The organism is Caulobacter sp. S45, assembly GCF_903642205.1.
GTDB lineage: Bacteria > Pseudomonadota > Alphaproteobacteria > Caulobacterales > Caulobacteraceae > CAHJWH01.
Genome location: NZ_CAHJWH010000098.1, coordinates 1 through 12,007, shown reverse-complemented (window position 1 = coordinate 12,007; position 12,007 = coordinate 1). Strand labels below are relative to the sequence as shown.

Annotated in this window: 12 protein-coding genes; 4 read left to right on the top strand and 8 right to left on the bottom strand. The window is 65.4% G+C overall.

The genetic code is table 11. The features are described 5' to 3' along the window. The first annotated feature begins 171 nt into the window (after positions 1 to 171). A complete protein-coding gene (locus HUV06_RS10505; RefSeq protein WP_174301225.1) occupies positions 172 to 588 on the top strand; it encodes a hypothetical protein in 417 nt (138 codons plus the stop codon). Between the two features lie 42 nt (positions 589 to 630). On the opposite strand, the gene HUV06_RS16475 is transcribed toward HUV06_RS10505, so the two are convergent. Then, the gene (locus HUV06_RS16475; RefSeq protein ID WP_174301224.1) at positions 631 to 1,347 is read right to left on the bottom strand and encodes an RcnB family protein; all 717 of its coding nucleotides are present in this window, start codon (positions 1,345 to 1,347) and stop codon (positions 631 to 633) included. Between the two features lie 309 nt (positions 1,348 to 1,656). Between HUV06_RS16475 and HUV06_RS10495 the strand changes: the two genes are divergently transcribed. After that, positions 1,657 to 1,938, top strand: a complete 282-nt coding sequence (locus HUV06_RS10495; RefSeq protein ID WP_174301223.1) for a sel1 repeat family protein — start codon at positions 1,657 to 1,659, stop codon at positions 1,936 to 1,938. A gap of 6 nt (positions 1,939 to 1,944) precedes the next feature. On the opposite strand, the gene HUV06_RS16525 is transcribed toward HUV06_RS10495, so the two are convergent. Continuing rightward, complete coding sequence (locus tag HUV06_RS16525; protein ID WP_174301222.1) at positions 1,945 to 2,712, bottom strand: polysaccharide biosynthesis/export family protein; 768 nt, start codon at positions 2,710 to 2,712, stop codon at positions 1,945 to 1,947. Between the two features lie 112 nt (positions 2,713 to 2,824). Here HUV06_RS16525 and HUV06_RS10485 point away from each other — a divergent pair, with 112 nt between their 5' ends. Then, a complete protein-coding gene (locus HUV06_RS10485) occupies positions 2,825 to 4,333 on the top strand; it encodes a GumC family protein (protein WP_174301221.1) in 1,509 nt (502 codons plus the stop codon). Between the two features lie 61 nt (positions 4,334 to 4,394). Beyond that, positions 4,395 to 5,096 (top strand): sugar kinase, encoded by a 702-nt coding sequence (locus tag HUV06_RS10480; RefSeq protein ID WP_174301220.1) that lies wholly within the window; start codon positions 4,395 to 4,397, stop codon positions 5,094 to 5,096. Positions 5,097 to 5,201: 105 nt separating this feature from the next. Here HUV06_RS10480 and HUV06_RS10475 read toward each other — a convergent pair whose 3' ends face one another. The 6 genes from HUV06_RS10475 to parC form a co-directional block, all read right to left on the bottom strand. After that, positions 5,202 to 6,278: an SDR family oxidoreductase gene (locus HUV06_RS10475; RefSeq protein WP_174301219.1), complete on the bottom strand. Its 1,077-nt coding sequence runs from the start codon at positions 6,276 to 6,278 to the stop codon at positions 5,202 to 5,204. A 103-nt stretch (positions 6,279 to 6,381) separates the two neighbouring features. Further along, complete coding sequence (locus HUV06_RS10470) at positions 6,382 to 7,248, bottom strand: DNA adenine methylase (protein ID WP_174301218.1); 867 nt, start codon at positions 7,246 to 7,248, stop codon at positions 6,382 to 6,384. A gap of 32 nt (positions 7,249 to 7,280) precedes the next feature. Beyond that, complete coding sequence (locus HUV06_RS10465; RefSeq protein ID WP_174301217.1) at positions 7,281 to 8,621, bottom strand: hypothetical protein; 1,341 nt, start codon at positions 8,619 to 8,621, stop codon at positions 7,281 to 7,283. A 266-nt stretch (positions 8,622 to 8,887) separates the two neighbouring features. Next, positions 8,888 to 9,214, bottom strand: coding sequence for a DNA-binding transcriptional regulator (locus HUV06_RS10460; RefSeq protein ID WP_174301216.1), 327 nt, complete (start codon positions 9,212 to 9,214; stop codon positions 8,888 to 8,890). Then, positions 9,207 to 9,530 (bottom strand): type II toxin-antitoxin system RelE/ParE family toxin, encoded by a 324-nt coding sequence (locus HUV06_RS10455; RefSeq protein ID WP_174301215.1) that lies wholly within the window; start codon positions 9,528 to 9,530, stop codon positions 9,207 to 9,209. Before HUV06_RS10455 ends, HUV06_RS10460 begins: the two co-directional genes overlap by 8 nt. A gap of 60 nt (positions 9,531 to 9,590) precedes the next feature. Beyond that, the gene (parC, locus tag HUV06_RS10450) at positions 9,591 to 11,891 is read right to left on the bottom strand and encodes a DNA topoisomerase IV subunit A (protein ID WP_174301214.1); all 2,301 of its coding nucleotides are present in this window, start codon (positions 11,889 to 11,891) and stop codon (positions 9,591 to 9,593) included. Positions 11,892 to 12,007: the final 116 nt, after the last annotated feature.

Genomic DNA, 12,007 nt, shown 5'->3' with positions numbered 1-12,007 from the left:
CGAAGCGCCCGCTTCAACCAGATTGATGGAGTGCGTCTCCCATTCGCGCATAGGGTGTGACTGGCAATTAGCCGTGGGGGACGTGGGATGTTGGGATCGTTTGGCTTAAGCCGACGGACGCTGCTGGTTTGCAGCCTTCTGGCCACCACCCTTGGCGCATGTTCAACAGTGATGGAGGCGCAGCGGCCTGATCCCGTCGATCTGCACAGGTACACGCTGGGCCAGCGCCGAATCGAGGTGCTATCCAGGCTAGGATCGCCCTCCAGTTCCGTACAGGACGGCGCCAACTCGTGCGACGTCTACAAGCTCTACACCAATGGTGTGAGTCGCGTGGGCAAGGGCGCCATCATTGCGACGGAGGCGGCTGCGGATTTCTTCACCCTTGGCTTGGCTGAAGTGGTGGCGACGCCCGGTGAGGCGGCGACCAAGAACAAGCTTCACACTGTTCTAATATGCTACGCGCCAGATCAGACGCTCGTCTCCATAACTGATGAGGGCAAGCCGGTGATGGCCATGCCGGTTGCAGACGCGCCCGGCGACGCCGCCTCGACGACAGGCCTTACGCCTTCGGCGGCGAGCCGGTTCTAAAAGGTCAGCGTCTGGCGGCATCCAGTCAGGCGCGCGCGAAGTTCACCACCAGAACACGCCGTAAGCCACGTCAACGACTTTGCCGTCATAGACGTTGACCAGCAGGGCGTCGGGCCCATAGCGCACCCATCGGCAACTCGGGGCCGGTGGTCCCAGGTTGTAGCCACCCCAGTTGCCGATGAAGTAGGCGTCCGTCAGGAACAGGCCCGGCAGGTAGGCGCCTGCGCCCCAGCGGCGATAGCCCCACCCGCCGGGATAGCGGAAAGGCCCTGCGTTGAAGCGGCCGAAACTGCGCCCGCGATAGCTCCAGTTCCCGCGTCCATGCGGCCCGTCACCGCCGCCGCGCGACCCGGTATAGGTGAACCCACCGCCGCGCCGCTCGAAGCCCGGGCCACCGCGGAAGCCCGGAGCCGCCCCGAACCCGCCATGGGAGCCACCATGCGCCGCCAGCCCGGCTCCGACGCCGGCCGAAGCGCCGATGGCTACGCCGCGGGCGAAGCCGCTTCCACCATGGCCGCCACGGAAACCGCCGGCATGGGTTCTGGCGTCGCTGTGGTGTCCGCCCCGGCCGCCGCGAAATCCTCCAGCGTGACCCGCGCCTCCGGAATGTCCGCCGCTGTGACCGCCGCCGCCCGGTGATCCGCCGCCATGACCGCCTCCGCCGCCGTGGCGTCCGCCGCCATGGCCTTCATGCTGTGCATGGGCTGCAGGACCGGCCGCCAGCATCAAGGCCGCCGCGGATATCAGAAGTCGCTTCATCTTCTTCTCGTCATCTGTCATCCGGACGCGAACGCCGGCAAGACGATGCAAGCGCGCCACTCACGTTTGTAGAAGGCGCAGGCGCCTCGCAAGTTCCGGCTCTGGCGCCCCGGTTTGTAGGCGTTCTGCTTTTTACACACTGATCATCTTGATTTCAAAAGCTTAAATGCCCCTACGCCTGATTGGTATTCAGCTCACGAAGATGGGCTTCATCATATCTGCGCGCTTAACCCTATGTTCAGGCGGGATCGACTTTGGTGTGTGTGCAGACATGACCGGCGCCGAACGCGACCGGATGGAGAGCGGAACATGCAGACCCAGGCCATCGAAGTGCCTCCAACCCTGAACGCCATCCCCTTGCCCCAGCCGGGCTCCACGGGCGAAGAGCTGCTGAAAATGGGCCTGCTGTACTCGACCGGGCAGGGCGGCGCGCCGCTCGACTACGTGTCGGCGCACATGCTGTTCAACCTGGCGGCCATGCGCGGGTCGGAGGAGGCCAAGTCCTACCGCCGCGAACTGAGCCAGGAAATGGACCGCGAGAGCGTGGCCGAAGCCCAGCGTGCCGCCCGCCAGTGGCTCGCCGCCTCCTGATCCCGTCTACGGCGTCGTGCCGTAGAGGCCGCCGCTCAGCGCATAGCTGAAGCTGATCGGGACGATGTCCCGGAAATACTGCTCCACGAACAGGTCGGCGTTGCCGATGTCCGTGCGAGGCACATAGACCACGTCGAAACGACGCAGCGGGGCCGCATCGGTGTGGACCGGATCGAAGGTGGCGTTGCGCAGGTCCACGATCCGCATCATCGGCCGCCCGCCCGCCCCGCGCCGGATGATCACCACGTTGTGCCGCTTGGCCACGTTGGTAAAGCCCCCGGCCATGACCACCGCCTGCAGCGCGTTGATGTCGCCTGGCATGTCGTAGACGCCGGGCTTGGCCACCTCGCCCCCCACGAAGACCCGCAACGGCGTCGCCGTGCGTACCGACACGTCCACCTCGGGCCGCACCAGCAGCGGGCCGTAGACCTGGGACAAGGCACCCTGCAGGTCGGGCACCGACTGATCGGCCGCCATCACTGGCGAGACCAGGGGCAGACCGATGCGGCCGTCCGGCTGCACCGTCACCTCCCGGTTCAGCTCCGGCGCTGAGGGGAAGGCCACGTCGATCACATCGCCCGGGGCCATGCGATAGGCCGGCTCCGATGGCGCGAAGGTCGCATAGCCGATGTTGGTGAAGCTCCCGCTCCCCGCCGGCACATGGGGGCCGTTTAGCAGGTCGCAGCCGCAGAGCGTGGTGAGCGCAACGCCGCACGCCAGCAGGAAGAGACCATGCGGCCGACGGAGGGAGGGAGGGCTGACGGGTCGGGTCATACAGGCGTGACTCTGGTGGACGGACACGCTGCTAGACTTATGGTTAATCGGTAAGGATCGGTTAAGCGCGTCGGCCCCACCTTGAGGCCGTAGCCCTTCTGGACCCGATCACATGCAAAACGCCTGGGCGTGGCGGAACGAGACGGCGGAGCCCTTCGCAGGGCCGAGCGTCGTCGCCGTGCGCTATTCCCCGCAGGACCTGCTGGCCATGCTGTGGCGCGAGCGCGGGCTGATGCTGGCCGTCTTCCTGGTGGTGTCGGCGCTAGGCGTGCTGGCGGCCTTGAGCCTCAAGAGCAGCTACCAGGCCCATTCCAGCCTGCTCATCCGGGTCAGCCCGGAATACATCTACAATCCGAGCGTCGGAGACGCGGCCCGCGGCCTGGCGCCGGAAGGCGATTCGGTGGTGCAGTCCGAAGCCGAGATCCTGGCCAGCGCCGGGTTGAAGGCGCGGGTGATTGCCGACGTCGGCCTGACGCGCATGTTCCCCAAGCTCGCCCCCGCCTACGATCACGCCGGCCCCGCGAAACGCCGGGACATCGAGGGCGTCGCCATCAAGGCAATGGACGGTGCGCTGAAGATCGCCACCGTCCCAGGCGACTCCGTTGTGCGCCTGACCTACACCGACCCCGATCCGACCCGTGCCGCTCTGGTGCTGAACACTCTGGTGGACGAGTACCTGCGCTACCGCACCACCGTGCTGATGTCGCGCGACGCCGGGGTGATCGGCCAGCAAGCCACTGACTTCCAACACCGGCTGGACATCGCAAACGCCGCCTACACCAAGTTCCTGTCCGACAACGGTGTCAGCGACTTCGACGCCGAGAAGATAGCCCTTTCAACCATCTACAGCCAGCTGCTCACCGACAGCTACAATGTCACAGCCCAGCTGAGCGAGTCCCAGGGCCGTCTCGGCGCCACCTCCGCCGAGTTTGGCCACACCCCCGCTGAGATCGGCCTCTCCCGCGACCTGGACCACACCGCGGCAGACAAGCTGATAACGCTGCGCCTCGCCCGCCAGGACCTTCTGTCCCGCTACACGCCCCAGGCCCAGCCGGTGACCGACGCCAACCGTCAGATCGCCGAGCTCGAGGCGCTGGACGCCGCGGGCCAGTCCACCGGCCCCGGGGCCAAGCGGGTCGGGATCAACCCGGTGTTCCAGACTCTGCAGACCGAGCGCAACCAGCTCCAGGCCGAGGCCGCCTCGCTCCAGGCGCGCAAATCGTCGCTCCAGGTCGAGCTGGCCCAGGTCAGCGCCCGGCGCCAGAAGCTGAACGATCTGCAGCCCCAGTACGACGACCTGCTGCGCCAGCGCGACCTGCTCGCCGCCAACGTGAAGAGCTTCCTGCAGCGCCAGCAGGAGAGCCAGGCCCAGCAGTCGATCGCCTCCACCCAGGGCGACGGCAACGTGCGCGTGATCGAGCGGGCGCTCCCCCCCACCACCGGCTCCAGCCTGCGCAAGCCCGTGCTCCTCCTGACGATCGGTTTCGCCGCCTTCACAGCCCTTTGCGCCGGACTCCTCAGAGCGTTCCTGCGCCGCGGCATCCCCAGCGCCGGCTTCGCGGAGCGGTCGCTCGGCCTGCCCGTCCTGGCCTCGCCGGGCTTCAAGCCGGCCCGCGCCTGATCGCGTGCAACATGGCGACGGCTGAGCCATGATGCCCCGCACGAGGGCGGTTGAGTCGGGCATGGTGGACCTGGGTTCCGAGATGGCCGAGCTCTGCGGCCGGCTCTCCGCCGTGCCCGGCGGGCCGGGCCGGGTGCTGCAGTTCGTCGCTGCGGAGGCCGGGGAGGGCACCTCCACCGTCGCCCGGGAGTTCGCCCGCTTCGCCGCCCAGGAGGCGCGGCGCGGCGTCTGGCTGGTGGAGCTGGACCTGTTCCGGGGCGAGCACTACGCGGCCATCAACGCCGATCCCGCCTATTACGGCGCGCTGGGCGAGCCCACCCGGGCCAGCCCCAACGAGTCGAGCTTCTTCAGCGTGGACCCCAAGCTGACCGGGGTGGACAGCCGCCCCTGGCCCGACGTGCGCTATCTGGACGCCTATCCGGTGGGCGAAAAGCGCTGGTGGATCACGCGCTTCCGCCGGGAAGCTCTGAAGCCGGGCCAGGACGTGCGCATCCTCAACACCCCGGCCTACTGGAACACGCTCAGGGCCCACGCCGACTACGTGGTGATCGACGCTCCCGCGCTGGCCCGCTCCCCCGCAGCCCTCGCTATAGCCCCCCTGGCCGACGCCAACGTGCTGGTGGTCTCGGGCGACCAGCGGGACGTGGCCTCAGCCCAGCGGCTGAAGGTCGCTCTAGGCGAGGCGGGCGGCCGCTGCGCCGGCATGGTGTTCAACCGCGCGCCGGCCGCTCCGCCCCGATTCCTCAGCCAGTTCCTGCCGTAAACGGACGCGTTTGTGGCCGGAGTCCACCGGCGGAAAACCCTCGTTTTTTCCGACCTTTCGCCGGAGAAATGACGACTTGGGCCGAGATGTCATGAGCCGCCCCCGTCACGGGATCAGCCGCTCGGCCCGGAGCCGGGCGAACAGCTCGAAGAAGGCGTCGTCGGTGGGCTGGTAGGCGGTGAAGCCCATCCGCCGGCTCTTGCTCATGTCGGTGATCACCTCGATGGGGCGGCCGAGGTCCGCATCGGTGTGCCAGGGTGAGGCCAGCCGCCCCAGGTCCGGCTCGGCCAGCCCATGGCGCTCCGCCATCGCCCGCCACAGCGGCCCGTCGCCCGCCATCTGCGCCTCCAGCGGGCGCACCGTCCCGTCGAAGGGCTCCGCCTCCAACCCGAACCAGCCGGCGATGCGCCCCCACATCCAGCTCCAGCGGAAGACGTCGCCGTCCACCACGTTGAAGGCCTGGTCGCGGGCGGCAGGCGTCGTCGCCGCCCACAGCAGGTGGCGGGCGAGCAGGCGCGCGTCGGTCATGTCGGTCAGCCCGTTCCACTGCACCTCAGAGCCCGGGAAGCGGAACGGCCGCCCCGTCTCGGCGCAGAGGCTGGCATAGGCCGCGAGCGTGGAGCCCATGTTCATGGCGTTGCCCACCGCATGGCCGATCACCGTGTGCGGCCGGTGCACGCTCCAGCCGAAGCCGTCGCGCGCGGCCGCCTCGAACAGCGCGTCCTCCTGGGCGTAGTAGAAGTTCTCCACCTCCAGCCGGCCCTGTTCCTCGCGGAAGGGCGTCTGGGGGAGCGCGCCCCGCCCATAGGCCTCGAACGGCCCGAGGTAGTGCTTCAGCCCCGTCACCAGCGCCACGTGGCGCACCGAGCCGCAGGGCCGCAGCGCATCGAGCAGGTTGCGCACCATGCTCGCGTTGACGCGGATGTTCTCCGCCTCGCTCGCCTGGCGCGACCAGGTGGAGATCACCACCACCTCCGGCGCGACGCCCTCGGGCGCGGCCCCCGCCAGCGCGGCGCGCAAGGCTCCCGCGTCCTGCAGGTCGGCGGCCACCGGCGTCACCCCGGCCGGTCCGGAGGGCCTGCGCGCCAGCCCATAGACCCGCCATCCCTCGCCAAGGAACCGCTCCGCCGCCGCCCCCCCGACGATCCCGCTCGTCCCGACGATGAGGGCTGTCTGGGCCATGGTTGTGCGCCTCGTCAGTGCGGGGTGTACGTCTTGCAAGACTGTGGCGCTACGACCGATGGCGCGCTAGGGCCAACCCAGGCTTATGGCTGCCGGATGGTGCTTAGGCAGCAGCCTGCAAATCCACCAACCCGCCTTCACTGAGGTCAGGGATCATCAAATGATCTGAGAAGAACATCAGTTCGCGTCCGACGCGCCCGTTTCGTACAGAATAGCTTAGGTCGTAGACCAAAGATCTGCGGTGGGAATAAAGACGCGCAATTTCACTTGCATTGTCATAAGAAACTACCCAGGCGACGTTATTGTCGAGTGTATCAATGACATCCCGTAAGCTGGTATGATCTTCCTGACTATAAAAATCGTAATATAAATCTCGACCCTTAGTATAGTAAGGCGGGTCTATATATAATAGGGGATTTGGCTCACCGGTTATAGAAGGGAGGTCTTGTAAAAGCGAAGCGGCGTCATCGTTGCGGATTGTGATGCGTCGACTATTTTTCCCAATTCTGCGAACGCGGGCGACGAGTTCCTGACGGTTGAATCTTGCATCGAGTCCATACGTCGACTTCTGCGAGTATCCGCCTATCATGCCGCCATTCAGAACGCCTGAGTGGTTCGTGCGGTTCAGGTAGAAGGTTGCGAAACCCAGGTCGAATAAGTCGCTGCTTGCCGCCCGAAAAGTATTTCTTTGCTGCTCCCATTCATTTATCGTGAGAGCGACAGTGCTTATCCGCTCTTCAAACCGATTTGTCTCGTAAAGAATAGCGTGCCAAAAGGCGTATATGGGCCTGCTTAAATCATTTAGAACTATGTGATTGACGTAGCCATTAAGAAGTAGAGCTAGGCCAACGCCACCACCGCCTGCGAATGGTTCAACGTATGTACGATCGAAAAGTCGGTTGCTGCGAATAACAGCTTTCAGGTAGGCCGCCAGTTTACCCTTTCCACCGGGATATCTTAGTGGGGACAAGTGGTGAGAGGCGCGTCCACTAGGACTACTACTCACTTGCAGACCACCTTGAAGAAAGCTTCTACTCCACTCCAGGCAGCAACGAGATCATTCTTCGAGGGAAACATCGCGGGATTGTGGACGTATTCATGCAATCGACTGATCGAGATTACGCTGTCCTTGGATGTCAATGATGTTCGTGCTGCGGTTCTTTCTTGATTGGTGAGCTTGGGCCCCGCATGTACCAAGACAGCTTCCACTTTCTCGCTGAGTGTGAGCGCCTTCCCCGCGTGCTTCCCGGATTGCTGAACGACTGGAATGCTGTTAGCTGAGCAATACACGTCAACCGTGGCCTCAACGAACGAGCGCATAGTGGTTGCACCTGAGACAGGGAACTTCTCAAGGTTAAGCATTCTCAATTCATAAAAAATTTGTGCTACCTTTTGGTTTGGTATTGCGAGCGCAAAGCCTTTAGGAACCAACGTCTTGCGACTTAGCGGGCTCGGCTGTGGCGGCGGAGGCTGCGGCGGAGAGGGAGGCGGGGTCGGCGCCATCACGTCTGCCAACGATACGGGCGGCTTTATCTTCGGTCCGGCTGGTAGAACGCTCGCGGGCAGGCTGTCTACATATGCGATCTGCTGATCTGAGTTTTTAACTGCACTGACGTTTATCTTTTTAAGTGCGAGATCTATTACTATTCTCTTGACTATCTTTATCTGTTGCTCAGCGGGATAGCTGAAGTAGAACTCGCCGTCTGCAATTTGTATCCCTATTTTCTGACGAACAGTAGGGTTTGATATTATGCGGTCCAGAGTGGTTATGGGAAAGTTATTGTCTACGGCGGCGCTTTCCTCAGACGTAAGACTACCTTTGACTTTAACAAACTCTACCAACTTCAACATCTTGTCACCGCGGAAACGGGCAGTTTGGACGCCGTTCCAATCAACAATGCCACGGCCACCATTCTGACCGGTATGACGTAGTTCGATCCAGCGCCGAGCAGCCTCTCTGCTCGGCATCAAGACAGCTTTAATGGGCTCTACAACGTCTGGCTCGAACTTGTCGGCCAAATCAACCAACTTATTTCGCAGCGCATCTGGAAGGCTGAGGTCTTTCAGAAGATCGGGGTTTTCTAAAATCTGGAGTGCAGCAGTTCGCCGATTACCCTCAAGCGCGATGTATTCGTTTTTATTGACATCCGGTTTAAGCAACATCATCCGGTCCATAGGATTGAGCTGATAGCGAACTATATCTGCCGCCAGCTCTGCAATCTTGCTGCCCTGGTCATCGATCAACGCTTGGCGAATGTTGATCTGCCCATTTTCACCTGTAATTCGTGGGTTTTCTGGATCGAGACGTAAATCCGATATGTGCACCTCAACGTCTTCCGCCACTCTGTCCGCCCCCGCACCGCGTCGTTGTGTTTTGCAACGCTAACAAGCACAGAGCGAGTTGCGCAAGGCCGTCCGTCAAGCGCCAAAGGTCACACCGAGGCACGTCCAGCAAGGCCATCAATCCCTCATCCTGGACGAAAGCGCTCGTTGGTCAAAAAGGCCCGGCGACGGGGGGAAGTTTTCAGGCGCTGGCTCAGCGCACGAGCCAATGTAGCTAATGGCCATCCGCGATGGCGGCCCGCGGAGTAGCGGAACATAGCCGCCGTTCAGCTCAGCGCCCGCTCCACCGCCTCCGGGTCTTTCTCGATCACCGTCAGCAGCACCCGCGCCGCCACGTCCGGGGCGCGGCGGCCCTGTTCCCAGCCCTCCAGGGTGCGGGCGGGGATGTGGAAGCGGCGTTCGAACTCCTTGGGGCTCTTGGCGACCTTGCGGCGGATTTCCTTCACGCGGGTCGCGGGCATGGTCTCGTAGACCCGGTAAGGCAACTCGATCTCGCCGCGCTTGTGGGCGAGGGCTTCGCGCACGCTCGCCAACAGATCGCGGCCGAACTCTGTATCGACATCGCTGTGACCGAAGTCGGCCTCGTCACTCATTCGTCAGCTCCTCTATGGCGTCGCCGATCATGCGCCGCTGGGCAGGCGTCATGTCGGCTTGGTGAGCCTTGGCGTAGGCGAACAGCAGGTAGGCTGTGTCCCTCACCCAGACTGCAACGTAGATCGCCCGTCCGCCGCCCCGCTTGCCGCGCCCGGCCATGGCGAACCTGATCTTGCGGGCGCCGCCGAGACCCGGGATGACGTCGCCAGTCTCGGGATCGGCGACGATCGCCTGTTCCAGAGCTGCAAGGTCCACCTCCGAAACTGCGAGCTTGCGAACCGCCTTGTCGAAGAAGTGAGTCCGGAAGACGTTCATGGGCGGGCACGTCGATGGCGTATAAAGCTGTTAGTAGAATGCGTCAATGACGTATTCGCCTCATCCCGGCCGGAAGCGCTTGTTGGTGGGGAAGCCGCGGGGGGCGAGTTTGCCGGCGGTGGCTCGGCGGGCGAGCCAGTCTCGCCAGTCCTTCCACTCGCGCTTGCGGCCGGCGCTGTCGATCCAGGCGGGGCCGCTCCCCGGCTGAGCCGGCTCCGCCTCGAAGGTGAGGGCGTCGCGCAGGCCCCCTTCGCGGTAGCTCTGCAGGCGGACGCCCTTGCCGCGGGGCATCTGCGGCAGCTCGGACAGGGGGAAGACCAGGAGCTTGCCGTTGTCGCCGATCACCGCCAGGTGGTCGCCCTCTACCGGCAGGCAGATGCGGGCCTCCGCCTCCGGCTCGCCCGGTTCGCCTCCGCCCACGTTCAGCACCGCCTTGCCAGCCCGGCGGTTGGCCAGCGCGTCGGCCTCGTCCAGCAGGAAGCCGTAGCCGAGGCTGGAGGCCAGCACGCGCTTTCGCCCCGGCTTGTGGGGGAAGACGGACGTGATCTTCACGCGGTCGTCCACGTCCAGCATCAGGCGCAGCGGCTCGCCCTGGCCGCGGGCGGAGGGGAGCTTGTCGCAGCCCAGCGTGAAGAAGCGGCCGTCGGAGCTGAGGATCAGCAGGCGGTCGGTGGTCTCGGCCGGGACCAGGAAGGCCAGGCGGTCGCCCTCCTTGAACTTCAGCTCCGAGGGGTCGGCGACGGCGCCCTTGGCGGCGCGGATCCAGCCGCGCTCCGACAGGATCACGGTGATGGGCTCGCGCACGATGTAGGCGTCGGCGGGGGGCAGGTCGGCGTCGCTCGCGGCGGTGGCGAAGGTGGAGCGACGGCGGCCGAAGGGCTCGCGGCCGAGGATATCGCGGACGCGGCGGAGGTCGCGCCCGACCTTGTTCCACTGCTTGCGGTCGGAGGCGAGCAGGTCGGTGAGCTCGGCGCGCTCCTTGGTCAGGGCCTCGTGTTCGCGGCGGAGCTCCATCTCCTCCAGCCTAGCGAGCGAGCGCAGGCGGGTGTTCAGGATGGCCTCGGCCTGGAGGTCGGAGAGCTCGAAGCGGGCGATCAGGGCCGCCTTGGGCGCGTCCTCGAAGCGGACGATGCGGATCACCTCGTCCAGGTCGAGATAGACGATCAGCAGGCCGTCCAGGATGTGCAGGCGCGCGTCGATCTTGCCGAGGCGGAAGCGGGCCCGGCGGCCATCGACCTCGCGCCGGTGGTCGAGGAAGGCCTGGAGCGCGGGCTTCAGGCCCAGCACCCGCGGGGTGCCGGTGTGGTCCAGCATGTTCATGTTGACCGGGAAGCGGACCTCCAGGTCGCAGAGGCGGTAGAGGCTCTCCATCAGGTGGTCGGGTTCGATGGCGCGGGACTTGGGCTCGATGACCAGGCGGATGTCCTCCGCCGACTCGTCGCGGACGTCGCCGAGCAGCGGGGCCTTCTTCAGCTCGATCAGGCTCGCCAGGGCCTCCACCAGGCGGGACTTGGGCACCTGGTAGGGCATCTCGGTGACGATGATGCGGTAGGCGCCCTTGCCCGCATCCTCCCTGTGCCAGCGGGCGCGGACGCGGACGCCGCCCCGGCCGGTCTCGTAGGTCTCGAGAAGGGAAGCAGGGGTCTCCACGATCACGCCGCCGGTGGGGAAGTCGGGGCCGGGGACGCGCTCCATCAGGTCGGCGGTGGTCGCCTCGGGGCGCTGGAGCAGGACCAGGCAGGCGTCGATCAGCTCCACCGCATTGTGGGGGGCGATGGAGGTGGCCATGCCCACCGCGATGCCTGAGGCGCCGTTGGCCAGCAGGTTGGGGTAGGCGGCCGGCAGCACCACCGGCTCGCTGTCCTCCCCGTCGTAGGTGGGGCGGAAGTCCACCGCGTCCTCGTCCAGGCCCTCCAGCAGGAGGCTGGCGGCGGGGGTGAGCTTGCACTCGGTGTAGCGCATGGCCGCGGCGTTATCGCCGTCGATGTTGCCGAAGTTGCCCTGGCCGTCGATCAGCGGGTAGCGCTGGGCGAAGTCCTGGGCCAAGCGCACCAGCGCCTCGTAGACCGACTGGTCGCCGTGGGGGTGGAAGCGGCCGATGACGTCGCCGACCACCCGCGCGCACTTCTTGGCCGACGAGCCGGGCTCCAGCCGCATCTGGCGCATGGAGTGGAGCAGCCGCCGGTGCACGGGCTTCAGCCCGTCGCGCACGTCCGGCAGGGCGCGGTTCATGATGGTGGACAGCGCATAGGCGAGGTAGCGCCGGGACAGCGCTTCGCCGAGATGCTCCTCGACGATGCGGCCGCCTTCGCCCGGACCGTCTGGGGGGGAGTCGGGCGGGGGGGGAACGTGCTTGGACATCAAGCCACGTTAGCGGATCGGGTGAGTCGGAGGGAGGGCCGGGCTTATCGTCTCGCCGCGGCGCAGCCCCCTCCACCAGCTTCGCTGGTCCCCCTCCCCCAGAGGGGGAGGATCGG